19 protein-coding genes and 1 pseudogene are annotated in these 23,178 nt (G+C 62.3%); 4 read left to right on the plus strand and 16 right to left on the minus strand.

Annotation, left to right across the window (positions count from 1 at the left end):
- Positions 1-563: 563 nt before the first annotated feature.
- The 4 genes from HU719_RS01450 to HU719_RS01465 are packed head-to-tail and all read right to left on the minus strand — an operon-like array spanning position 564 to position 4,007.
- Entirely contained in the window at positions 564-1,721 is a 1,158-nt protein-coding gene (locus HU719_RS01450; protein ID WP_186535265.1) for an osmoprotectant ABC transporter ATP-binding protein OsmV, read from the minus strand.
- Entirely contained in the window at positions 1,718-2,371 is a 654-nt protein-coding gene (locus tag HU719_RS01455; RefSeq protein WP_186517421.1) for an ABC transporter permease, read from the minus strand. The genes HU719_RS01450 and HU719_RS01455 overlap by 4 nt, the downstream gene beginning before the upstream one ends.
- The gene (locus tag HU719_RS01460) at positions 2,368-3,279 is read right to left on the minus strand and encodes a glycine betaine ABC transporter substrate-binding protein (protein WP_186517419.1); all 912 of its coding nucleotides are present in this window, start codon (positions 3,277-3,279) and stop codon (positions 2,368-2,370) included. The genes HU719_RS01455 and HU719_RS01460 overlap by 4 nt, the downstream gene beginning before the upstream one ends.
- 14 nt (positions 3,280-3,293) lie before the next feature.
- Complete coding sequence (locus tag HU719_RS01465) at positions 3,294-4,007, minus strand: ABC transporter permease subunit (protein WP_186517417.1); 714 nt, start codon at positions 4,005-4,007, stop codon at positions 3,294-3,296.
- A gap of 304 nt (positions 4,008-4,311) precedes the next feature.
- On the opposite strand from HU719_RS01465, the gene HU719_RS01470 reads away from it, so the two are divergent.
- From HU719_RS01470 to HU719_RS01480, 3 genes are all read left to right on the plus strand, one after another.
- Positions 4,312-4,776, plus strand: a complete 465-nt coding sequence (locus HU719_RS01470; protein ID WP_225917093.1) for a type II toxin-antitoxin system RelE/ParE family toxin — start codon at positions 4,312-4,314, stop codon at positions 4,774-4,776.
- Positions 4,760-5,089, plus strand: a complete 330-nt coding sequence (locus tag HU719_RS01475) for a helix-turn-helix domain-containing protein (protein WP_186517415.1) — start codon at positions 4,760-4,762, stop codon at positions 5,087-5,089. The genes HU719_RS01470 and HU719_RS01475 overlap by 17 nt, the downstream gene beginning before the upstream one ends.
- 100 nt (positions 5,090-5,189) lie before the next feature.
- Entirely contained in the window at positions 5,190-6,773 is a 1,584-nt protein-coding gene (locus HU719_RS01480) for a peptide chain release factor 3 (RefSeq protein WP_186517414.1), read from the plus strand.
- Between the two features lie 234 nt (positions 6,774-7,007).
- On the opposite strand, the gene HU719_RS01485 is transcribed toward HU719_RS01480, so the two are convergent.
- The 4 genes from HU719_RS01485 to HU719_RS01500 form a co-directional block, all read right to left on the minus strand.
- Positions 7,008-8,087, minus strand: a complete 1,080-nt coding sequence (locus tag HU719_RS01485; RefSeq protein WP_186517413.1) for a polyamine ABC transporter substrate-binding protein — start codon at positions 8,085-8,087, stop codon at positions 7,008-7,010.
- Positions 8,088-8,138: 51 nt separating this feature from the next.
- Positions 8,139-8,480, minus strand: a complete 342-nt coding sequence (locus HU719_RS01490; RefSeq protein WP_186535267.1) for a cupin domain-containing protein — start codon at positions 8,478-8,480, stop codon at positions 8,139-8,141.
- A gap of 32 nt (positions 8,481-8,512) precedes the next feature.
- Positions 8,513-9,919 (minus strand): NAD(P)/FAD-dependent oxidoreductase, encoded by a 1,407-nt coding sequence (locus tag HU719_RS01495; protein WP_186535269.1) that lies wholly within the window; start codon positions 9,917-9,919, stop codon positions 8,513-8,515.
- Between the two features lie 64 nt (positions 9,920-9,983).
- Positions 9,984-10,793 carry a helix-turn-helix domain-containing protein gene (locus HU719_RS01500; protein WP_186535271.1) on the minus strand — a complete coding sequence of 270 codons (810 nt, stop codon included), beginning with the start codon at positions 10,791-10,793 and terminating at the stop codon, positions 9,984-9,986.
- Between the two features lie 229 nt (positions 10,794-11,022).
- Here HU719_RS01500 and HU719_RS01505 point away from each other — a divergent pair, with 229 nt between their 5' ends.
- Complete coding sequence (locus tag HU719_RS01505) at positions 11,023-11,919, plus strand: hypothetical protein (RefSeq protein ID WP_186535272.1); 897 nt, start codon at positions 11,023-11,025, stop codon at positions 11,917-11,919.
- A 142-nt stretch (positions 11,920-12,061) separates the two neighbouring features.
- Here the strand turns inward: HU719_RS01505 and HU719_RS01510 are convergent, their stop codons facing one another.
- From HU719_RS01510 to HU719_RS01545, 8 genes and pseudogenes are all read right to left on the minus strand, one after another.
- Positions 12,062-13,030: a peptide ABC transporter ATP-binding protein gene (locus HU719_RS01510; RefSeq protein WP_186535274.1), complete on the minus strand. Its 969-nt coding sequence runs from the start codon at positions 13,028-13,030 to the stop codon at positions 12,062-12,064.
- The gene (locus tag HU719_RS01515; RefSeq protein ID WP_186535276.1) at positions 13,030-13,998 is read right to left on the minus strand and encodes an ABC transporter ATP-binding protein; all 969 of its coding nucleotides are present in this window, start codon (positions 13,996-13,998) and stop codon (positions 13,030-13,032) included. Before HU719_RS01515 ends, HU719_RS01510 begins: the two co-directional genes overlap by 1 nt.
- Before the next feature lie 10 nt (positions 13,999-14,008).
- Entirely contained in the window at positions 14,009-14,935 is a 927-nt protein-coding gene (locus HU719_RS01520) for an ABC transporter permease subunit (protein ID WP_186535278.1), read from the minus strand.
- 10 nt (positions 14,936-14,945) lie between these two features.
- On the minus strand, positions 14,946-15,956 hold the full coding sequence (locus HU719_RS01525; RefSeq protein ID WP_186517401.1) for an ABC transporter permease subunit: 1,011 nt from the start codon (positions 15,954-15,956) through the stop codon (positions 14,946-14,948).
- Between the two features lie 76 nt (positions 15,957-16,032).
- Entirely contained in the window at positions 16,033-17,628 is a 1,596-nt protein-coding gene (locus HU719_RS01530; protein ID WP_186535280.1) for an ABC transporter substrate-binding protein, read from the minus strand.
- Between the two features lie 72 nt (positions 17,629-17,700).
- Positions 17,701-19,071, minus strand: coding sequence for an OprD family porin (locus HU719_RS01535; protein ID WP_186535284.1), 1,371 nt, complete (start codon positions 19,069-19,071; stop codon positions 17,701-17,703).
- 163 nt (positions 19,072-19,234) lie between these two features.
- A pseudogene (locus tag HU719_RS01540) lies at positions 19,235-20,646 on the minus strand (ABC transporter substrate-binding protein).
- A gap of 216 nt (positions 20,647-20,862) precedes the next feature.
- The gene (locus tag HU719_RS01545; protein WP_437179636.1) at positions 20,863-22,488 is read right to left on the minus strand and encodes an ABC transporter substrate-binding protein; all 1,626 of its coding nucleotides are present in this window, start codon (positions 22,486-22,488) and stop codon (positions 20,863-20,865) included.
- Positions 22,489-23,178: the final 690 nt, after the last annotated feature.

Genomic DNA, 23,178 nt, shown 5'->3' on the forward strand with positions numbered 1-23,178 from the left:
AGAATAAGTGGCTGCAAACTGAACGCCCTCCGTATCCCCACTTTGGTTCGCCTACTTCCCAAGGCATGTCGCCGAAAGCAAAAAGGTCAACCGTGCCTAGGGATGCGGCGGCGGGTGACCTTGCTGTCTCGTCGTCAGTACTTGAGCCGGATGGATCGTTTCCAGCATGGACGTTCGGCGCGCACTTTAGGGCGTGAAGACAGCAAGATCAACAGGTAATCCGAGCGTGTTCGTCGCGGATCGGCCACTCTGCATTTGAATAACCGACTCGTGTGACCGGCAGATGTTCCCCACGCTCTTTAGGGCGTAAAAAATTGTGGAATGCGCGTCGTTGGCCTGTTGGCGGTTGAGGCCGGCCACATGGGGATCGAGCGATTTTGATCGGCGCGCGATGAATGGCTGAAGCGGCTGAAGTGTTCATATTTATGGCCACACGTGCGTGGGACGCCCGTGCATGAAATCGCGCATAAATTTTTTGTTACCGACAGGTGGAAATGTTTGCTCAGGCATTGGCCGGCGCCTGGCTTGATCGGTCCGGGGCGCAAAGCGGCCCCGGCTATCTATCAGGAAGCCACCGCCTCAGCCGGCGACACGATGCTGGTCTTGGCCCCGCGTGAACGCCCGGAGCTCAGGTAAGCAGCAATCGACTCCTGGGTCACCTCGCCAAGGAACACCTGGTCGGCATCCAGCACCGGCAGCCAGGCGCGGTTGAACTCGTACATGCGCGACAGCAGGATGCGCAAATGCTCGTCGTGCGACGCCGTGGCGTTGAACGGGCGCAGGAAATCGGCACAGGTGCCCTGCTGGCGGTGCATGTCGCGACGGCGCACATAACCCAAGGCCTTGTTCTGCTCGTCGGTGACCACCACATAACGGCGGTCATGCTCATCGAGCAGCTCCAAGGCATCGCTGACCGGCGTTTGCGGGCTGACCGACGGCGCGTTGTCGGCAGCGTCTTCGGCGCGCACCAGCAGCAGGCGCTTGAGGGTGCTGTCCTGGCCGACGAAGTTGCTTACAAAATCATCCACCGGGTGTGCCAGCAGCGTGTCCGGGTGGTCCAGCTGCAGCAGTTTGCCAGCGCGGAAGATGGCGATCTTGTCGCCCAGTTTTATGGCCTCGTCGATGTCGTGGCTGACCATGATGACGGTCTTGTTCAGCGCCCGCTGCATCTCGAAGAACTCGTTCTGGATCATCTCGCGGTTGATCGGGTCGACCGCACCGAATGGCTCGTCCATCAGCAGTACCGGGGCCTCCGCCGCCAGGGCGCGGATCACGCCGATACGCTGCTGCTGGCCACCGGACAGCTCGCGCGGGTAACGCTGCAGGTACTGCTTGGGTTCGAGCTTGATCATGTGCATCAGCTCGCGGGCACGGTCGTGGCAGCGTTTCTTGTCCCAGCCCAGAAGGCGCGGCACCACGGTGATGTTCTCCTCGATGGTCATGTTGGGGAACAGGCCGATCTGCTGGATCACGTAGCCGATGTGGCGACGCAGGGTCACCTCATCCAGGGCGCTGGTGTCTTCGCCATTGATGAACACTTGGCCCGAGGTCGGCGTGATCAGGCGGTTGATCATCTTCAGTGTGGTGCTCTTGCCACAGCCCGATGGGCCGAGGAAGGTGCAGATTTCGCCTTCGTTGACCGTCAGGCTGACGGCGTCCACGGCTTTGACGTCTTTGCCGTTGACGTTGAAGGTCTTGCTGAGGTTCTTGAGTTCGATCATGAGCGCAGTCCTTCTGGAGTCAGGGCACGTTGCAGGGTTTGCAGCAGCAGGTCGGCGATGATGGCCAGCAGGCTCACCAGTACGGCGCCGACCAGCAGCATCGACATGTCGCTGCGGCTGATGGAGGTCAGAATGAGCACACCCAGGCCGCCGGCGCCGATGGTCGCGGCGATGGTCATCACGCCGATGTTCATCACCACGGCGGTACGCACGCCGGCGAGGATCACCGGTACTGCAATGGGCAACTCGACCATGCGCAGGCGCTGGCCGAAGGTCATGCCGATGCCGCGCGCCGCTTCACGGATGCCGGGCTCGACGCTGGTCAGCGCCAGGTAGGTGTTGCGCAGGATTGGCAGCAATGAATAAAGGAACACCGCCGTGATCGCCGGCAGCGGCCCGAGGCCCTGGCCGAACTTGCTGTAGAACGGCAGCAGCAGGCCGAACAAGGCAATCGAGGGGATGGTCAGCAGCACCGTGGCGCTGGCCTGCAGCGGGCCGGCAACGGCGGGGAAGCGGGTCATCAGAATGCCCAGCGGCACGCCTACCAGAATCGCCAGGGTGACCGCGACGCCAACCAGCATGATGTGTTGCCAGGTCAGTTGCAGCACCTGGGCCCAGTCCAGATGGGCGAAGGTATTGAGCAAGCTCATGGCTGTGCCTCCTTCAGCGGGTGTTCGCGCAAAAATGCTGCGGCCACGGCAGTGGGGTTCTGGTGTTCGACATCCACCTTGGCGTTGAGCTGGCGCATGGTTTCGTCATCGAGCTGCTCGGCCAACGGCTTGAGCAGTGCGGCCAGTTGCGGGTTGGCGTCGAGCACTTGCTTGCGCACCACGGGGGCTGCGGTGTAGTCGGGGAAGTAATGCTTGTCGTCTTCGAGCAGTTTCAGCTCGAAGGCGTTCAGGCGCCCGTCGGTGGTGTACACAAGGCCTGCGAACACTTGGTTGTTGTGCATCGCGGTGTAGACAAGGCCGGCATCCATCTGGCGGATGTTCGGGCGGCCCACTTGCAAGTCGTACATCTGCTTCAGGCCCACCAGGCCATCCGGGCGGTTGGCGAACTCGGTGTCCAGCGCCACCAGGTGGTTGCGCTCGCGTTCGTCACGCAGCACCTGGTTGAGGTCGCTGATGGTGTTGACCTGCGGGTAGGCCTTGGCGACTTCCTTGGGCAAGCCCAGGGCGTAGGTGTTGCTGAACTTGGAGGGCGTCAGCCAGATCAGGCCTTTCTGCGCATCCAGCGCCTTGACCCGTGCATAGGTCGCTTCGGCGCTGGGCATGCGCTCTTCGATGTGGTTGTAGGACACCAGCGACACGCCGGTGTATTCCCACATCAGGTCGAGCTGGCCGGTTTCCTGGGCCTGGCGGGCAATGTTGCTGCCAAGGCCTGAGGTCACGCGCACATCGAAGCCGTTGGCGCGCAGGTACTGGGCGGTGATTTCGGCCAGCACGGTCTGTTCGGTGAACACCCGCGCGCCGATGCGCACCAGCGGTTTTTCGGCTGCCTGGGCAAAACCTGCATATAGCAAGGCCGCGCCCAGCAGCAGGGCGATTGTCTTTTTCATGCTTTGCCTCTCGGTTATTGGGCCAGGCCACGTTCCAGCCAGCGCTTGCTGGAGAAACTCACCAACGCATCCAGTGCCAGCGCCAGCAGCGCCGTACAGGCCGCGCCAAGCAGCAACTGCGGTTGGTTGTTCAAGGCAATGCCGGGGAAGATCAGGCTGCCCAGGCTGTTGGCACCAATCAGAAACGCCAGTGGCGCAGTACCCACGTTCAGCGCCAGCGCCACGCGCACGCCGCCGACGATGATCGGCACCGCATTGGGCAATTCCACCTGCCACAGTTGCTGGCGCGGGGTCATGCCGATGCCGGTGGCGGCTTCCTTGAGCGAGGCGGGGACGTTTTTCAGGCCTTCGTAGGTGTTGCGCACGATAGGCAGCAATGAGGCGAGGAACAGGGCGAAGATCGCAGGGCCTGCGCCGATGCCCAGAATGCTCAGGGCGATGGCCAGAACGGCCAAGGGAGGAATGGTGTTGCCAACGTTGAACAACTGCATGAAACGCTCGGCTTTGTCGACCCGGTGCGGTCGACTCAGGGCAATGCCGGCAGGGATGCCCACGGCGAGCGCCGCCGCCATCGAAGCCAGCACCAGAACCAGGTGCGCTTGCAGATAGAAAGCCAGATCGTCGCGATAACGCACGATCGTGTCGATGCCGATCCAGTGGATCAGCAGGGCCAGGATGACGAGCACGGTGGCACATCCCAACAGCCCTTTACCGTAGCGTTTAGCCACAGGCGGACTCCTTGTGTTGTCGGCGAGCACACTTCTTGGTAGCCGGCCAATGCTGGCGGCGGGTGGTGTGTTCGCGAGTAGCAGCATGATGCAAGCCGAAGGCTGCGATCAGGCCATGAGCCGAACCCCGTCGGGCCCGAAATGCTGATGAAACCAATCCCCAACCGAAGCGGGTTGCAGGGGAGTGGACGTCTCCTGGGGCGCAAAGGTTCCCATCTGAGGCGGCATTTGGCCAGTGTTAATCACTGGGGGTGGGGAAAATTCACACGAGAATCAAGCGTAAAACCTACATCATGGCGCTGAATTGTCTGCTATCGACCGACCTGCGTTGATAGGCAAAATTTCCCGGTCGATTTCTTTAAGTATTCGCTTGAGGGAATATTCATCTGGAGGTATTTTGTCGGTGTGGACGATTAGATTCTGTGAGGAGTTCATCACTGAGTTCGATGCGTTGAGCGAAAGTACTCAGGATCGAATGTTGGGCTACCTACGGTTACTCCAGTCCTCAGGACCTGAGCTCGGTCGCCCTTATGTCGATACGCTTAATGGCTCTCGGCATTCGAACATGAAAGAGCTGAGGATCACCGAGCGAGCTGCAGTCTGGAGGATTGCGTTTGCATTCGACCCGAATCGGCATGCAGTCCTATTGGTGGCAGGCGACAAGGGTGGCCTGAAAGAACAGCGGTTCTATCAGGGGCTCATCAGGCGTGCAGATGCTCGTTTTGACAAGTACCTGTCCAAAGGAGAAAGCGATGTCCAAGACACTTGATGAGGTCATAAACGGGTTGCCCCCTGAACGCAGGGAGCGAGTCGAACAGTTGGGCTGCCAGTTGATCCGTGAAGAATTGACACTTCAGGCATTGCGAAGACAACTTGAATTCACTCAGGAAGGTTTGGCTGAGCGCCTGGACACGCGCCAGGGCACGATCTCCAAAGTGGAGAAACGCAATGACATGCTGATTTCGACCTTGCGCAGCTATGTGGAGGCACTGGGCGGTACGTTGGAGCTGATTGCGCACATGCCTGGCCGCCCGCCGGTCAGGCTTGATGGGTTTAGCGAGGAGCGGGCAAAACGCGCTTAATCTCCCACCATGACCAAAGGCCGGGGATCTGGTTTTGGTCCCCGTACAACTTCGGGTATGATACGGCCCCATTTTTAATCCCCCAGTCAGGCGATTTCCCATGACCAACCAGGCCGCCGAAGTCGCGAAGCGCCGCACTTTCGCAATTATTTCCCACCCCGACGCCGGTAAGACCACCATCACCGAGAAGCTGCTGCTGATGGGCAAGGCCATTGCCGTCGCCGGTACGGTGAAGTCGCGCAAGTCCGACCGCCACGCCACGTCCGACTGGATGGAAATGGAGAAGCAGCGCGGCATCTCCATCACCACCTCGGTGATGCAGTTCCCGTACCGCGAGCACATGATCAACCTGCTCGACACCCCCGGCCACGAAGACTTCTCCGAAGACACCTACCGCACCCTGACCGCGGTTGACTCGGCGCTGATGGTGCTCGACGGCGGTAAAGGTGTAGAGCCGCGCACCATCGCCCTGATGGACGTCTGCCGCCTGCGTGACACGCCCATCGTCAGCTTCATCAACAAACTCGACCGTGACATCCGCGACCCGATCGAACTGCTCGACGAAATCGAAGCGGTGCTGAAGATCAAGGCCGCGCCGATCACCTGGCCAATTGGTTGCTACCGCGACTTCAAGGGTGTTTACCACCTGGCCGGCGATTACATCATTGTCTACACCCCGGGCCACGGCCATGAGCGTACGGCGGTGAAAATCATCGAGAAGCTCGATTCCGACGAAGCGCGCGCGCACCTGGGTGATGAGTACGACCGCTTCATCGAACAGCTGGAACTGGTGCAGGGCGCCTGCCACGAGTTCGACCGTGACGAATTCATCAGTGGCCAGCTCACCCCAGTGTTCTTCGGCACTGCGCTGGGCAACTTCGGTGTCGACCATGTGCTCGACGCGGTGGTCGATTGGGCCCCGCGCCCACTGGCCCGTGTTGCCCACGAGCGTACCGTTGAACCGGTCGAAGACAAGTTCACAGGCTTCGTGTTCAAGATCCAGGCGAACATGGACCCGAAACACCGCGACCGTATCGCCTTCATGCGCATTTGCTCGGGCAAGTACGAAAAGGGCATGAAAATGCGCCATGTGCGCACCGGCAAGGACCTGCGCATCGGCGATGCACTGACGTTCTTCTCCTCCGAGCGCGAGCAGCTCGAAGAAGCCTTTGCCGGCGATATCATCGGCCTGCACAACCACGGCACCATCCAGATCGGTGACACCTTCACCGAAGGCGAGGCGCTGGGCTTCACGGGTATTCCGCACTTTGCCCCGGAGCTGTTCCGCCGCGTACGCCTGAAAGACCCCCTCAAGTCCAAGCAATTGCGTCAGGGCTTGCAGCAGTTGGCAGAAGAGGGCGCCACCCAGGTGTTCTTCCCGGAGCGCAGCAACGACATTATTCTCGGCGCGGTCGGTGTACTGCAGTTCGATGTGGTCGCCAGCCGCCTGAAAGAAGAATACAAGGTCGAGTGCGCCTACGAGCCGATCACCGTGTGGTCGGCACGCTGGATCACCTGCGACGACAAGAAGAAGCTTGAGGACTTCCAGGTCAAGGCCATGGAAAACCTGGCCATCGACGGTGGCGGCCACCTGACCTACCTGGCGCCGACCCGGGTCAACCTGGCATTGATGGAAGAACGCTGGCCTGATGTGAAATTCCGCGCTACCCGCGAGCATCACTGACAGCAGTTTTGTAGAGATTCCATGGTTTCAGGCAATTTGCTTTTGATTGTGTAGGAGCGGCCTTGTGTCGCGAAAGGGCTGCGTAGCAGCCCCAATAATTTTGCTTGAGACCGAGATCCTGGGGCTGCTACGCAGCCCTTTCGCGACACAAGGCCGCTCCTACAGAAAGCCGCGCCCAGCCGCAATGGCAATCCACTCACCACAGCCTGAGCAGGCCCTGCTCCATCTTGCCCCTCAATTGCCGGCCTTGATGCTGGTCCATATCCGCGTACGTACACGGTCGATCTTGGCCGGCATCGCTTCCAGCGCATACAGCTTGCCCAGCTCCTGATCCGTTGGGTAAATCATCGTGTTGTGCTTGAGCGCCGGGTCTACCAGCGCGTCTGCTTGCTGGTTGCCGTTGGCGTATTGCACGAAGTCACTGATGCCCGCCATCACCTCCGGCTGCAACAGGTAGTTCATGTAGGCGTAACCGGCTTTCTCATTCGGCGCATCGGCCGGCATCGCGACCATGTCGAACCACATCGGCGCGCCTTCCTTGGGGATGGTGTAACCCACCTTGACCCCGTTCTTCGCCTCTTCGGCGCGGTTCTTCGCCTGCAACACATCCCCCGAGAAGCCCACCACCACACAGATATCGCCGTTGGCCAGGTCGCCTGTGTACTTCGAGGAATGGAAGTAGCTGATGTACGGGCGCACCTTCATCAGCAGCGCCTTGGCCTTTTCATAGTCGGCCGGGTTCTGGCTGTGGGGCGGCAAGCCCAGGTAGTTCAGGGCAATCGGCAGCAGCTCCGGGCCGTTGTCGAGCACCGCCACTCCGCAGCTTTTCAGCTTGCTCATGTATTCGGGCTTGAATATCAAATCCCACGAGTCCACCGGCGCGTTGTCGCCCAGCACCGCCTTGACCTTGTCGATGTTGTAGCCGATGCCGGTGCTGCCCCACAGGTACGGGAAGCCGTACTGGTTGCCAGGGTCGTTCACTTCCAGCGCCTTGAGCAGCACGGGGTTGAGGTTCTTCCAGTTGGGCAACTGGCTCTTGTCGAGCTTCTTCAGGGCCTTGCCCTGGATCTGCCGGGCCATGAAGTGGTTGGACGGGAATACCACGTCGTAGCCCGAGTTACCCGTCATCAGCTTGCCGTCGAGGGTCTCGTTGCTGTCGTAGACGTCGTAGGTCGGGATGATGCCGGTGGCCTGCTGGAAGTTCTTCAGCGTGTCAGGGGCGACGTAGCTCGACCAGTTGTAGATCTTTACCGATTCGGCGGCGCCGGCCACGCTTGCGGCCAGCATCAGGGGAGCGAGAACGAGTGTGCGCATGTCGGGGTACCTTGCTTTGTCTGTTGTTATCGAAGGCAGGCGATCAGCGGATCAGAAAATCAATACGTAGGTCTTGCGCACGGTCTGTTCGATATCCCAGATGCCGGTGCTGTTGGCCGGTAGCATCAATGCGTCTCCGGCTTCTATGACCAGGGGCTCGCCACCGTCGGGGGTGAAGGTGCAGCGGCCCTTGATGAAATGGCAGAACTCCTGTTGCACGATCTGCCGGCGCCAGCGCCCTGGGGTGCACTCCCAGATGCCGGTTTCGACCCCGTCGCTGCGCTCGACGCAAGTGACTGACGTGACCGCGACCGGTTCGCCGAGCGGCACGGCTACCGGGTTGCTGCTGTCTAGCGTAACGCTGTCGGTGTGCTTGAACTGGGTGATGCTCATGGCGATGGGCCCTGTGTGGAAATAACGGCAAGTCAGTGCATGAAGCCTTCCATGAAGTCGGCGACGCCGCTGGCCAGGCGTCGGCGCCACGGCGCGGTGGCCGGGTTGGCCAGGGTGCGGTCTTCGTGCACGAAGCTCTGGATGATTGCGTTGTAGCCTAGCCAGCGGCAGGGCTCGGGCGGCCAGCTGGCCAGGCTCGACAGCGGACGGTTGTCGTATACCCAAGGCTGCGCGGTCAGTTCGTTGTGCTGGCCAAGAATCAACGCGGCCAAGGTGCGCCCGCCCAGGTTGGTGGCACCAACGCCTTCGCCGCCATAGCCGCCCGACAGGGCCAAACCGCGCTGCCGGTCGCATAGCATGTGCGGGTGGAAACGTCGGGCCATGCCCAGGTTGCCGCCCCAGGTGTGGGTGATGCGCACATGCCGCAGTTGCGGGAACAGCTCGCCGAACAGGTAGCGGCGCAGTTCCACTTCATGCTGCGCCAGGGTGAAGTCTTCGCGCAGGCGGCCGCCAAAACGGTAGCCACCCCGGGCGCCGAAGATCAGCCGGTTGTCGGCACTACGCTGGCCGTAGGTCACCTGGCGGCTGCTCTCGCTGAAGGCCTGGCCCTGGCTCAGGCCGATCTGTTCCCAGGTCGATTCGGGCAGCGGTTCGGTGGCCACCAGCAGGCTCTGCACCGGCAGTTGGTGGCGGCCCAGCGGCGGCAGGCTGGCGGCGTAGCCTTCGACGGCCGGCACCACCCAGTGGCTGCGGATACGCGCAAGTGGAGTGCGCACCTGGCCGGTTTGCCAGTCGATGGCCGGGGTGTTTTCGTAGATCGTCACGCCCATGCGTTCCACCACCCGTGCCAGGCCGCGCACCAGCTTGGCGGGTTGAATGGTGGCGGTGTGCGGGCTGTAGATCGCGCCATAGGGGTTGCTGATGCGCAGGTGTGCATCGAGTTGTTCAGGGCGCAGCCACTGGTAATCGTCCGGGGTCATGCCCTGGCGGTAAAGGTCATCGAGCCAGGCGCGCAGGCTGCGCTCCTGCTCGGGGTAGCGCGCCGCGCAGTACAGCACGCCGCCTTTGCGGTAGTCGCAGTCGATGCCCTCGCGCTGCAGTACCTGCTGGACCTCGTCGGGGATGCCATGCAGCAGGTCGATGCTGGCGCGGCGCTGGTGTGCCGACAAAGTGCCGAGCAGGCGGTTCTCGCCCAGCAGGTTGCCCATCAGCCAACCGCCGTTACGCCCCGAGGCGCCGAAGCCTGCGATATTGGCCTCGATCACCGCGATGTTCAGTTGCGGCGCCTGGCGCTTGAGATAATAGGCCGTCCACAGCCCGGTGTAGCCGGCGCCGATGATGCACACGTCGAGGTCCAGGTCCTGGCGCAGCGCCGGCCGCGCGCACAGCGGCTCATCGAGTTGGTCCATCCACAGGCTCAAGGTGCGCAGGGGTTGCATCGGGGCGTGCTCCACATCGGTATCGGTCTGGGGACGATCCTAGTGAAGCGAAGCGGGGCCTGTCCTACGTGCGTGCACGCAGGGAAATCTGCTTGAGGTAGGCCTTGGGGGTCAGGCCTGTGTGCTCGCGAAATGCCTTGTAGAAGGCTGACAGCGAATTGAAACCTGCGCTGAATGCCAGGTCATCGATGGACGCCTCGCCACGGCCGTCGCCAACACTTGCCAACAGGTGCTGCAAGCGGGCCTGGTTGACGTAGCGATAGAAGCTCTGGCCCAGCACCTGGTTGAGCAGGTAGGAAATCTGGTTACGGCTGTAACCGCTCGCATCGGCCACCTGTTGCAGGTCGAGTTCCGGGTCCAGGTAGGGGCGTTGCTGGTGGAAGTAGTGTTCCAGGTCCTGGGCCATGGTCGACAGCTGGCGCGGCGACAGGCCCAGGCGGCTGGTGGCCGGGCGCAAGCCGCCGGCGCTGGCACCCTTGCTGGCGTGGCGCACCAGCGTCGCGTACTCGTTGACCCGCCAGATCAGGCCGTCCTTGACGGTAATCGCCTCGCTCGACTGGAACGCGGCCAGCCCGTCGCCGCCCTGCACGGTGACCTGGTACTGAATGAACGCGGTGCAGCCATCGACGCGAATGCGGTCGCTGTGAACGATATCTTCGCCAGCCTCGTGGGGCAGGCAGGCGCGCACATAGTCGCGCAGCTCATCGTAACCAAGCACGCGGTTCTGGAAGAAATCGTGGTACTGCACCTGGGGGTGGTAGAGCGCCATTACGCCGTCGAGGTCGCGGTGCTTCCAGCACAGGTGGTAGCGCAGCACGGTATCGGCGGTCAGCGGGGTTTGCCCGGGGCCGTCAGGGGGGAGGTCGCAGCTCATGGCCCGATAGTGCCGGGGCGTTGGTTGCCAGGCAAGGGGCTGGGCGCAGCAGACATTGCATAAACCCGGAGCCAAACGGGTGTGTCCGGGTTTTTTGCACGATTCTAGGACTACGTCAATTTCCAACTTATTGATTTTCAAGGAAGTAATTTTTCGTCACAACTGGCATACGGCCTGCACCGGTCACAGCGTTGACTGCTCTGTCACCTCACAATAAAGGCGAACAACCATGATCCCGACTGCCGACTCTACCTATGTCGACTCCCAGGCTCGCTCAGGCGTGTCCTGGGGCGCCATCTTTGCTGGTGCTGCCGCTGCTGCGGCGCTCTCCCTGATCCTTGTGGTGCTGGGTGCCGGGCTTGGTTTTGCCGCAAGCTCCCCATGGGCCAACGAGGGTGCGAGCGCCAAGGCGCTGGGCATTTCGACGATTATCTGGCTGCTGCTGACGCAGATCCTGGCCTCGGGCCTTGGCGGTTACATCGCCGGTCGGCTGCGGGTGAAGTGGGCCAACCTGCATGGCGATGAAGTGTACTTCCGCGATACCGCCCATGGTTTCCTGTCGTGGGCCGTGGCAACCCTGGTGGCCGCCATGCTGATCGCCAGCACCGCCGGTGGCCTGCTCAGCGCCGGTGCGCAGGCAAGTGCCAGTGCCGTGGGTGCCGCGGCGAGCATGGCGCCCAAGGGCGAGCCAGACTCCTACTTTGTCGACACGTTGTTCCGTACCGATGGCCCTGCTGCGGTGGGTGAGGATGCAGCCAATGGCGTGGCTGCGCGCATTCTGGCCAAAGCGGTTGCCCAGGACGGGGCGCTGGAGCCAGGTGACCGTGCCTACCTTGCGCAACTGGTCGCCCAGCGCACGCGCCTGAGCCAGGCCGAGGCCGAAGCCCGTGTGGACCAGGTGTTCGCGCAGGTGCAACAAGTCAAGGTACAGGCCCAGCAAGCGGCTGACACCGCAGCCAAAGTAGCGGCCTGGACCGCGCTGTGGACCTTCGTCGCGCTGCTGTGCGGCGCGTTCTTCGCCAGCCTTGCAGCCCTGATGGGTGGCCGTCGCCGCGACAGCGTGCGCTGGTTGGAAACGGAAGGCCTGGAATATTCGGCGACTGCTCGTCGCACCGTTCAACACTAAGAAAGGAGAGACATCATGCGCTCGATTCTGCTTTGGATGCTTGGCGTACCGATCCCGGTGATTATCCTGATCGCGATCTTCATGCACTAAAACCTTGGCAGTGGTTCGGTTCGCCGAACCACTGCCAACGGCTTACCAAGTCTTACAGAAACTGCTCGGCGTAGTGGCAAGCCACTTGCCGAGTTCCTACCTGCCGGAACGCCGGCACTTCTTTGCCACAGCGCTCCGTCGCATAGGGGCAGCGCTTGTGAAATGCGCAGCCCTCTGGCGGGTTCAGCGGGTTGGGCAGCTCACCAACGATGCGGATCTTCGGCTTCAGCGGGTCTGGGTGAACCGCCGGTGTCGCTGACAGCAATGCCTGGGTGTAAGGATGCAGCGGCTTGGCATAGATGTCCTCTTTCGGGCCCATTTCCGCCGGGCGCCCCAGGTACATCACCAGCACCTGATCGGCCACATGGCGCACCACCGCCAGGTTGTGCGAAATGAACACGTAGGCGGTGTTGAATTCCTTTTGCAGGTCCATGAACAGGTTCAGCACCTGGGCCTGGATCGACACGTCCAGCGCGGACGTGGGCTCATCCGCTACCAGCACCTTCGGTTGCAGCATCATGGCGCGGGCCAGGGCGATGCGCTGGCGCTGGCCGCCGGAGAACATGTGCGGATAGCGCTGGTAATGCTCGGGGCGCAAGCCCACCTGCTCCATCATCTTCTGCACTTTTTCGCGGCGTTCGGCCTTGCTCAGCGAGGTGTTGATCAACAGCGGCTCGGCCAACTGGTCGCCGATCTTCTGCCGTGGGTTGAGGGAAGCGTAGGGGCTCTGGAACACCATCTGGACATCGCGGCGCAATTGCTTGCGCTGCTGCTTGCCGGCGCCGTTCACCTCAAGGCCTGCGATTTGCAGGGAGCCTGAGGTGGGCTCTTCGATCAGGGTCAGCGCGCGGGCCAGGGTGGACTTGCCGCAGCCGGACTCACCGACCACCGCCAGGGTCTTGCCGGCCTCCAGTTCGAACGTCACGCCATTGAGCGCACGTACCAGCGCATGGCCTTTGAACAGGCCACGGGACACTTCGTAATGACGGGTCAGCTCACGGGCTGAAAGTACGACGGTCATCACGCCACCTCCTGGTTGAGCGGGTAGAAGCAACGCGCCAGGCTATGGGCCTTGGGGTCTAGGGCCGGGCGCTGGCGCCGGCAGTGCTCTTGCACATACGGGCAGCGCGGCGACAGCAGGCAGCCTTGTGGGCGGTCGTAGCGGCCGGGGACGATGCCAGGCAGTGTGGCCAGGCGCTCGGCACCGATGCTGTGCTCGGGGATGGCCGCCAGCAGGGCTTCGCTGTAGGGGTGGGCGGGGACTTCGAACAGCTCTGGCACCTGGCCGACCTCTACCGCCTGGCCTGCGTACATCACGCACACGCGCCTGGCGGTTTCGGCAACCACGGCCAGATCGTGGGTAATCAGGATCAGCGCCATGTTGCGCTCTTTCTGCAGGTTGACCAGCAGTTCCATGATTTGCGCCTGAATGGTCACATCGAGCGCCGTGGTGGGCTCATCGGCAATCAGCAGTTTGGGCTCGCCGGCAATTGCCATGGCGATCGCCACCCGCTGGCTCATGCCGCCGGACAACTGGTGGGGGTAGGCGTCCAGGCGGCTTTCGGCCGCCGGAATCTCGACTTTTTGCAACAGCTCCAGCGCGCGCTGGCGCGCCGCCTTGCCCTTCAGACCCAGGTGTTGGCGCAGTACTTCCTCGATCTGGTAGCCCACGGTGAAGCTTGGGTTGAGCGCGGTCATCGGGTCCTGGAAAACCATGGCGATGTCCTTGCCGACTACCTTGCGCCGTTGCCGGGCGCTGAGCTTGAGCATGTCGGTGCCGGCAAAACGCAAGGTGTCGGCAGTGATGCGCCCAGGGGCGTCGATCAGGCCCATCAAGGCCATCATGGTGACTGATTTGCCCGAGCCGGACTCACCGACGATGGCGAGGATTTCGCCGGCATCGACTGCAAGGTCCAGGCCGTCCACCACGGGTACGGCATTGGCGTCGCCGAAGCGCACGTTCAGGTTGTCTATCTGCAACAGTGACATGGCGTTCTCCTCAGGCGGCGTTCTTGAGTTTCGGGTCCAGCGCATCGCGCAGGCCGTCGCCCATCAGGTTGATTGCCAGCACACTGAGCAATATGGTCAGGCCGGGCAGGCTCACTACCCACCAGGCGCGTTCGATGTAGTCGCGGGCCGAGGCCAGCATGGTGCCCCACTCCGGGGTGGGGGGCTGCACGCCGAGGCCCAGGAAGCCCAGCGCGGCGGCGTCGAGAATCGCCGAGGAGAAACTCAAGGTCGCCTGCACGATCAGCGGCGCCATGCAGTTGGGCAGCACGGTGACGAACATCAGGCGCGGCAGCCCGGCGCCGGCCAGGCGGGCGGCGGTGACGTAGTCGCGGTTCAGCTCACCCATGACGGCAGCGCGGGTCAGGCGCACGTAGGAGGGCAGCGACACGATGGCAATGGCGATCACGGTATTGATCAGGCCTGGGCCTAGGATGGCGACGATGGCCACGGCCAGCAGCAACGAGGGCAGTGCCAGCATCACGTCCATCAGGCGCATGATCGAGGGGCCCAGCAGCCGTGGGAAGAAGCCTGCGAACAGGCCCAGCAGGATGCCTGGGATCAGCGACATCACCACCGACGACAGGCCGATCAGCAGCGACAGGCGCGCGCCCTGGATCAGCCGGGAGAGCAGGTCGCGGCCCAGTTCGTCGGTGCCCAGCACGAACTGCCAGGTGCCGCCTTCGAGCCACACCGGTGGCGTGAGCAGGAAGTCGCGGTATTGCTCGCTGGGGTTGTGCGGCGCCACCCAAGGGGCAAACAGCGCGCAAAACACCACCAGCAGCATGAAGGCAAGGCCCGCTACCGCACCTTTGTTGCGTGAGAACGCCTGCCAGAATTCCTTGTAGGGCGAGGGGTACAGCGAGCTGTGGTCGACGGCGCCAGGCGCAGTGCCAGCTTTGGAAATAGGGCTAGTCATGGCTTGGGCCTCAGCGCTGATGACGGATGCGTGGGTTGGCCAGGCCGTAGAGGATATCCACGACGAAGTTGACCAGGATCACCAGGCAGGCGATCAACAGGATGCCGTTCTGCACCACCGGGTAGTCACGGGCACCGATGGCTTCGATCAGCCATTTGCCGATGCCCGGCCAGGAGAAGATGGTTTCGGTCAGCACCGCGCCACCGAGCAAGGTGCCGATCTGCAGGCCGAACACGGTCAACACCGGGATCAGCGCGTTGCGCAGGCCGTGGATGAACACGATGCGCGCCGGCGACAGGCCTTTGGCGCGGGCGGTGCGGATGTAGTCTTCGCGCAGCACTTCAAGCATGGAGGAGCGGGTCATGCGGGCGATGACCGCCAGCGGAATGGTGCCGAGCACGATGGACGGCAGGATCAGGTGCATCAGCGCATCCTTGAACGCGCCTTCTTCATCGCTGAGCAGGGTGTCGATGAGCATGAAGCCGGTGCGCGGCTCGATGTCCATCAGCACGTCGATACGCCCGGTCACCGGGGTCCAGCCAAGCTTGACCGAGAAGAACATGATCAGCACCAGGCCCCACCAGAAGATCGGCATGGAATAGCCCGTCAGCGAGATGCCCATGACCCCATGGTCGAACAGCGAACCGCGCTTGAGGGCTGCAATCACCCCGGCCAGCAGGCCGAACACCCCGGCGAACAGCAGGGCGCAAAACGCCAGCTCCACGGTGGCCGGGAACAGGGTCAGAAATTCGCTCCACACGCTTTCGCGGCTGCGCAGCGATTCACCGAGGTCGCCCTGGGCGAGCTTGCCGATGTAGTCCACGTACTGCGCAGGCAGCGGCTTGTTCAGCCCCAGGCGCTCCATGGCCTGGGCGTGCATTTCAGGGTCGACCCTGCGCTCACCCATCATCACTTCCACCGGGTCACCGGGGATCAGGCGTATCAGCGCAAAGGTCAGCAGGGTGATACCGAAAAAAGTCGGAATCAGCAGGCCCAGGCGCCGGGCAATAAAACTCAACATTGTCGGGGTTACCTCATCAGCCGTGGTACGGCGGTGCCGCCGGTGCCCGTGTGGGGTGTCGGCGGTCGTTGTTGTTCTACTTCACCTTGGTGGTGGCGAAGTTGTTGTTGGTCAGTGGGTTGATCACATAACCCTCCACGTTCTCGCGCATGGCGGTGAACAGTTTGGGGTGGGCCATGCTGATCCAGGGCTGGTCCTCATCGTACACCGCCAGGGCCTCGCTATAGAGCTTGGCGCGTTCATCGTTGTCGATCACTTCACGGGCACGCGTGATCAGTTGCTGGAACTTAGGGTTGCACCAGCGCGCATAGTTCTCGCCAGTTTTGACGGCATCGCAACTAAGCAGTGGGCTGAGGAAGTTGTCCGGGTCGCCGTTGTCGCCGCCCCAGCCTGTCGAAACCATGTCTGCCTCGCCTTTTTTAGCCCGGCGCAGCATCTCGGCCCACTCCATGACGCGAATATCGAGCTTCAGGCCGACCTTGGCCAGGTCCGCCTGCAGCATTTCGGCTGAAAGGCGCGGGTTGGGGTTGGTCGGGCCGCCGCCGTTGCGGGTGAACAGGGTAAAGGTCGTGCCATCCGGCACCCCAGCCAGGGCAAGCAGGGCGCGGGCCTTGGCAAGATCGCGGGGCGGGTTGCGGTTTTCGTGGTTGAAGCCGATCAGGGTGGGCGGGTAGGGGTTCACCGCAAGCTGCGCGTTGCCTTTGCCGAACAGTTGGTCGACGTGGGCCTGGCGGTCGAAGGCAAGGTTGATCGCCCGGCGCACGCGCACATCGCTGAGGTACGGGTGTTCGGTGTTCATGGCGATGTAGCCGGTCACCATCGCCTCGATTTCGGCGACTTTCAGCTTAGGGTCGGCCTTGATTGCCGGCACGTCCTCAGGCTTGGGGGACAGCGCCACCTGGCACTCGTTGGCGCGCAGCTTTTGCAGGCGCACGTTGTTGTCGGTGGCGATGGCGAAGATCAGCCCATCGCTGGGGGGCTTGCCGCGAAAGTAATCCGGGTTGGCCTTGAAGCGCACCTGCGCGTCCTTGTTGTAGCGCTGGAAAACAAACGGCCCGGTGCCCACCGGCTTGCTGTTGAGTTCGGCGGCTTTGCCGGCCTTGAGCAATTGGTCGCCATATTCGGCCGAGTAGATCGAGGTGAACCCCATGGCCATGTCGCGCAAGAACGGCGCCTCGGGGCGGTTCAAGGTGATGACCACGGTGTAGGGGCCGGTTTTTTCCACCGACTTGAGCAGGTCGCTGAACGCCATGCTCTCGAAATAGGGGTAGCCGACGCTGGTTTTGTCGTGCCATGGGTGGTCGCGGCGCAACTGGCGGTTGAGGCTCCACAGCACATCGTCGGCGTTGAATTCGCGGCTGGGCGTGAAGTAATCGGTGGTGTGGAACTTCACCCCTTGGCGCAGCTGGAAGGTGTAGCGCAGCCCGTCGGGGCTGATGTCCCAGTGGGTGGCTAGTGCCGGCTGGATGTCGGTGGTACCGGGCTTGAAGTCGACCAGGCGGTTGAACACGGTTTCGGAGGCGGCATCGGCGGTGACGGCAGTGGTGTACTGGACGATGTCGAAGCCTTCCGGGCTGGCTTCGGTGCAGACCACCAGCGGCTTGGCCGCAAGGTTCGAGGCTGCGCCGAAAATGAGTGCTGCCAGTGCCGCGCGTAGCGTGAGTGAGCTCATGGGACCTCCCTGCAGTGATTGTTCCAGCGTAGTTGCCATGGCCCGCAACACGGCGGGCCATGGCGCTAGTGGTCAGAGAATGTTGAATGGAATGGTGGTCACCAGGCGCAGTTCGTCCAGGCTGCCATCGGCCTGGGCCTTGCTGGCGCGGTGGGCGGTGTAGGTGGCGCGGATGGTGCTGTCCTTGAGAATGCCGCTCTGTACCGCATAGCTGGTGCCTACGCCCCACTCATAGTGGTTTTCGCCGTCCATGCCGCGCACGTCGTAGGCCGTGCCACGGTAATGGGTGCCGTCGATGCCCCAGCCACGGGCGTTGTACAGGTTGAACTTGAGCCCTGGCACGCCGTATTGCGCCATGTTCAGCACGTAGCTGATCTGCAGGGATTTCTCGTTGGGGCCGTTGAAGTCCGACAGCAACGAGTTGGCGAGGTAGATGCCGTTGGTTTCGTGCAGGTAGTCGAAGTACTCGTTGCCCATGACCTGCTGCCATGAGGCGCTGAGGGTGTGCCCCTGGTGGGTCAGGCCGAACGACAGGCTATAGGTGTCGTTGTCGATGTCGCCCAGCTTCTTGCTGCCGGCGTCGACGGTCTTGTAGTAGTTCAGGCCCGTGGTCAGGCTCAGCAGCGAGCTGTCCCCCAGCACGTGGCTGGCGCCGAAGTAGTACTGGTTCCAGAAGTCTTCGACGCTGCTGGCATAGAGGCTGGTGGTCAGGCTCTTGAACGGCTGGTAGTTCAGGCCGGCGGTGCTGGCGCGGTCGGTTTGCAGGCCCGCAGCGCCGTACTCGCTGCGAAACTTGCTCAGGCTCTGCTCGGTACGCGGCGAGACGCGGTCGAAGGTGCCCAGGTCGAAGGACAGGTTGTCGAACTCGGCGCTGTGCACAAACGCACCCTGGAAGCTCGACGGCAACGCGCGGTTACCGATGTAGGCGATCATGGGCGTATCGACCGACTGGCGGCCCAGGGTCAGCGTGGTGTTGGACACCCGTGCCTTGACGTTGCCCAGGCCCAGCTTGCTCCACTGGCCGATCGGGTCGCCGTCGCTGTGGGTAAGGGTGCGGTTGTTGGGGCCGGCTACAGCAGCGCGACCGCGCTCCAGAGCGATGACGTTGTAGGCGGCGGCCTCGACGGCAAAGCCGACCGTGCCCTGGGTGAACCCCGAGCTGTAATTGAGGATGTTGCCTTGCAGCCAGTTGTCGCGGCTGTGGGTGTCGTGGCGGCTGCCGTCGCTCTTGGTGTACTTCCACAGCGGTGCGCGGGTGGCACGTTCGCGGGCGTACCAGTTGCGGGTGCTGCCCGACAGGCTCTGGCCATCGACGAAGCCTGTGGCCTGGCTTTGTGCGCTGTCGGCCTTGAGTGCCAGCGGCACGAAGCCCTGGCTTTGCGGTTCGGCGTGGGCGAGCGAGCAGAGCGCGCCAATGGCCAAGGCCAGCGCGGTTTTATTCATCGGTTTCAAGTTGAAGCTCCCTTTGGTTCTTTTAGTTATGCCCGTGCCTTGTGGGCTCGGGGGTGGCTAGGTGCTGCGGGTGTTGCCAGGGCTGCCTGGGATCACCAGGCACAAGCGGGACGGCGCGGGCAGCGGTTGATGGCTTGCCCTGCGCCTGGGAGTTTCAGTCGACGGCGACGTCGGAAAACACGTTGCGCCCGAACGGGCTGACCTTGAAGTCATGCACCTTGAGGCTCAGCGGCTGGTTGACCGTGGAGTGGGCCACCGGCGTGATCGGCACCTGTTGCTTGAGGCGTTGCTGGGCTTGCTGGTAAAGCGCGGTGCGCTGCTTGCGGTCGGTGACCTGCTTGGCTTTTTTCACCAGCGCGTCGTACTGGGCGTCGCACCACAGCCGGCCTGGAGCATTTCGGCCATGAGCTTGGCGTTGGGGTTGTAGGGCCGCTGCACTGGCATGGCCCACAGGGTGATTTCGTGGCCAGGCTTGACCCCGGCCTGGTCCAGCAGTTGTTTGGCTTTCGCCGGGTCGTAGGGGGCGTCCTTGAGGGTTTCGTCATAGGACCACTGGGTCGGCGGCATGGCGTTTACCGCGATTTGCCCGGAGTCCTGGTAGACCGCCTGGAGAATGGCCTGCTTGTTCACCGCCATGTCCATGGCCTGGCGCACCTCAAGCCGGTCGAACGGTGGGTGCTGGGTGTTGTAGGCGATGTAGCCGAGGTTGAAACCGGGTTTTTGCAGCACCTGCAGGGTTTTGTCCTGGCGCAGGGCGGCGAGGTCTGCCGGGCGCGGGTGCAGGGTGACCTGGCACTCGTTGCGGCGCAGCTTCTGGATGCGCACCGAGGCGTCGACATTGATGGCGAACACCAGGTTGTCGACCTTGACCCGCTCTGGCGCCCAATACGCCGGGTTGCCTTTGTAGCGAATCTGGGTGTCCTTCTGGTACCGCTGGAACACGAACGGGCCAGTGCCGATGGGCTGCTGGTTGATGTGGCTGGGCTTGCCGCTGGCCATCAGATGCTCGGCGTATTCGGCCGAGAGGATCGAGGCGAAGGCCATGGCGATGTTCTGGATGAACGCGGCATCTACCTGGTTGAGGGTAAAGCGCACGGTGTGCGCGTCGACTTTCTCGATGCCGGCAATGTTCTTGTCCAGGCCCATGCTCACGAAGTATGGAAACTCGGTGGGGTAGGCCAGGCGGAACGGGTGCTGCTTGTCGAGCATGCGGTTGAAGGTGAACAGCACGTCGTCGGCGTTGAAGTCACGGCTTGGGGTGAATTGCTTGTTGCTGTGGAATTTCACCCCCTTGCGCAGGTGGAAGGTGTAGCGCAGGCCGTTGTCTGACACGTCCCAGTGCGTGGCAAGCCCCGGCTGCACGGCGGTGCCGCCGCGTTCGAACTCTACCAGGCGGTTATACAGCGGCTCGGCGGCGTCGTTATCGGTGGCCGAAGTGTACTGGGCGGTGTCGAACCCCGCCGGGCTGCCTTCGGAGCAGAACACCAGGCTGCTGGCGTGGCTGGGCAGGGCCGGTGCCAGCAAGGCGAGGGCGATCAGCGTTGGGCGTAGCAGGTGGTGGCGCATGGCAGTTCCTTTGTCCGTGTTGTTACCAGGCCGCAAAAAGGCAAAAAGCGGCAGCAGAATCCCGGTCCTGACGATAGGGGCGTCAGGAAGCGGGAGACAGACAGCTATTGCCTATAGGGCAGTGGGGCATTTCCGACTGAGCTGAAGGAAATGCCCTACAAGCGGTTCGGTCCTACCCGCCCCTCAGCCGCAGGCTGCGGCATAAGGGGCTGGGCCTTACTTGGACACGCTGACCCCGTAGAACGAGTTCAGGCCGAACGGGCTGATCTTGAAGCCCTGCACGGTGGTGCTCATGGGCTGGTACACGGTGGAGTGGGCGATCGGGGTGATCGGCACCTGCTCTTTGATGATGTGTTGCGCTTGCTGGTAAAGCTCGGTGCGACGGGCTTGGTCCGGGGTGGCCTTGGCCTGTTTGATCAGGTCGTCGTAGGGCTTGTAGCACCACTTGGAGAAGTTGTTGCCGTTCACCGCGTCGCAGCCGTACAAGGTGCCGAGCCAGTTGTCCGGGTCACCGTTATCACCGCTCCAGCCAATCAGCATGGCGCCGTTTTCGCCACCTTTGGAGCGCTTGATGTACTCGCCCCATTCATAGCTGACGATCTTGGCCTTGATGCCGACCTTGGCCCAGTCCGCTTGCAGCATTTCGGCCATCAGCTTGGCGTTGGGGTTGTAGGGGCGCTGCACTGGCATGGCCCACAGGGTGATCTCGGTGCCTTCCTTGATGCCGGCTTCCTTGAGCAGTTGCCGGGCTTTTTCGGGGTCGTACTTGGCGTCCTTGATGGTGGTGTCGTAGGACCATTGGGTCGGCGGCATGGCGTTCACCGCCAACTGGCCTGCGCCCTGGTACACCGACTCGATGATCTGCTGCTTGTTCACCGCCATGTCCAGGGCTTGGCGCACCTTGAGCTGCGCCAGCGGGTTGGGTTGGCTCTCGCCCTTGATCTTGTCCATCACGTTGTAGGCGATGTAGCCCAGGTTGAAGCCGGCCTGGTCAGGCATCTTCAGCTTCGGGTCCTGCTTCAACGGCTCGATGTCGGCCGGGCGCGGGAACAGCGTGACCTGGCATTCGTTCTTGCGCAGCTTCTGCATGCGTACCGACGCATCGGTGGTGATGGCGAAGATCAGGTTGTCGATCTTCACGTCATCGGGTTGCCAATACTCCTTGTTGCCCTTGTAGCGAATCTGCGCGTCCTTCTGGTACTTGCTGAACACGAACGGGCCGGTACCGATGGGCTTCTGGTTGATGTCGGTGGGTTTGCCCTGTTTGAGCAACTGGTCGGCGTATTCGGCGGACTGTATCGAGGCGAAGCTCATGGCCAGGTTCTGGATGAACGCGGCGTCCACCTGGTTGAGGGTGAAGCGCACGGTGTGCTCGTCGACCTTTTCGATGCGGGCGATGTTCTTGTCCATGCCCATGTCGGTGAAGTAGGGGAATTCGGTGGGGTACGCCTTACGGAACGGGTGGTTCTTGTCGAGCATGCGGTTGAAGGTGAACAGCACGTCGTCGGCGTTGAAGGTGCGGGTGGGCTTGAAATAGGCGGTGGTGTGGAACTTGACCCCTTCGCGCAGGTGGAAGGTGTAGGTCTTGCCGTCGTCGGCGACTTCCCACTGGGTGGCCAGGCCCGGCACCACCTGGGTGCCGCCGCGTTCGAACTGGGTCAGGCGGTTGAACATGGTTTCGGCCGAGGCGTCGAAGTCGGTGCCGGTGGTGTACTGGCCGGGGTCGAAGCCTGCCGGGCTGCCTTCGGAGCAGAACACCAGGTTGCTGGCAGCGAGCGCGGACGGTGCGCCGGCTAGCAAGCCTGCACCTAATAGGAACGGAATGACTGCGTGTTTGAGCATGATGGCCTCATTTTTTGTCATTTTTGAAGTGAGGTGGCCTCGTGAGCCGACCTGCGGATACTTATGCAGGCCCTGTTCCCATTGCAACCGTCAGCGGCGGGGTGAAGGTGCAAATGTGGAACGTTCGTACTCAGATGTCGCATTCATGTAATTTTTGATCGAGTTGATCGTTTGCGTGTCGAATTTGCGCTAGTTTTTCGAGGGTTTTCGGAACGGGAATTACAAGGGGATGCGCCTTAAAAGGGCGTAGGAAGGGTCTGAAATCTGGGTAGGCGATTGGAGTGTTGGGGCTTGGTCAAACCTGTTCCGCCCATATCGCAGGCTAGCGCCAGCTCCCACAGAGACCGTGCTCAACCGCAACATTGCTGGTTGGACCCCATCCTATGGGAAATGATGGCAGTTGTGGCGAGCGGGCTTGTCCCGCGTTGGGCTGCGCAGCAGCCCTGAGGTTTACCCTTGGGTTTTCAGGGGGCTGCTGCGCAGCCCAACGCGGGACAAGCCCGCTCGCCACAAGGAGATGTGTCTGGCGAGAACAGACTTGTACAAAACCATAGAATCTCCCACAGGGATCTGAGTCGGACTTCAATGTCGGTGCTCGGCGCGGTTTCTGTGGGAGCTGGCGCTAGCCTGCGATAAGGCCGGGGCAGGTGCCCGCGGCCTTGAACTCACAGTGCAAGCGGGCGCGCCCGC

Origin of the sequence: Pseudomonas farsensis, assembly GCF_014268805.2 — a bacterium.
In the GTDB taxonomy this organism is placed as follows: domain Bacteria; phylum Pseudomonadota; class Gammaproteobacteria; order Pseudomonadales; family Pseudomonadaceae; genus Aquipseudomonas; species Aquipseudomonas farsensis.

Coding starts and splice junctions, on each gene's coding strand:
- HU719_RS01450 (WP_186535265.1), bottom strand. CDS start 1,721: ATGATCGAACTCAAGAACCTCAGCAAGACCTTCAACGTCAACGGCAAA.
- HU719_RS01455 (WP_186517421.1), bottom strand. CDS start 2,371: ATGAGCTTGCTCAATACCTTCGCCCATCTGGACTGGGCCCAGGTGCTG.
- HU719_RS01460 (WP_186517419.1), bottom strand. CDS start 3,279: ATGAAAAAGACAATCGCCCTGCTGCTGGGCGCGGCCTTGCTATATGCA.
- HU719_RS01475 (WP_186517415.1), top strand. CDS start 4,760: ATGTCCAAGACACTTGATGAGGTCATAAACGGGTTGCCCCCTGAACGC.
- HU719_RS01480 (WP_186517414.1), top strand. CDS start 5,190: ATGACCAACCAGGCCGCCGAAGTCGCGAAGCGCCGCACTTTCGCAATT.
- HU719_RS01485 (WP_186517413.1), bottom strand. CDS start 8,087: ATGCGCACACTCGTTCTCGCTCCCCTGATGCTGGCCGCAAGCGTGGCC.
- HU719_RS01490 (WP_186535267.1), bottom strand. CDS start 8,480: ATGAGCATCACCCAGTTCAAGCACACCGACAGCGTTACGCTAGACAGC.
- HU719_RS01495 (WP_186535269.1), bottom strand. CDS start 9,919: ATGCAACCCCTGCGCACCTTGAGCCTGTGGATGGACCAACTCGATGAG.
- HU719_RS01500 (WP_186535271.1), bottom strand. CDS start 10,793: ATGAGCTGCGACCTCCCCCCTGACGGCCCCGGGCAAACCCCGCTGACC.
- HU719_RS01505 (WP_186535272.1), top strand. CDS start 11,023: ATGATCCCGACTGCCGACTCTACCTATGTCGACTCCCAGGCTCGCTCA.
- HU719_RS01510 (WP_186535274.1), bottom strand. CDS start 13,030: ATGACCGTCGTACTTTCAGCCCGTGAGCTGACCCGTCATTACGAAGTG.
- HU719_RS01515 (WP_186535276.1), bottom strand. CDS start 13,998: ATGTCACTGTTGCAGATAGACAACCTGAACGTGCGCTTCGGCGACGCC.
- HU719_RS01520 (WP_186535278.1), bottom strand. CDS start 14,935: ATGACTAGCCCTATTTCCAAAGCTGGCACTGCGCCTGGCGCCGTCGAC.
- HU719_RS01525 (WP_186517401.1), bottom strand. CDS start 15,956: ATGTTGAGTTTTATTGCCCGGCGCCTGGGCCTGCTGATTCCGACTTTT.
- HU719_RS01530 (WP_186535280.1), bottom strand. CDS start 17,628: ATGAGCTCACTCACGCTACGCGCGGCACTGGCAGCACTCATTTTCGGC.
- HU719_RS01535 (WP_186535284.1), bottom strand. CDS start 19,071: ATGAATAAAACCGCGCTGGCCTTGGCCATTGGCGCGCTCTGCTCGCTC.
- HU719_RS01545 (WP_437179636.1), bottom strand. CDS start 22,488: ATGCTCAAACACGCAGTCATTCCGTTCCTATTAGGTGCAGGCTTGCTA.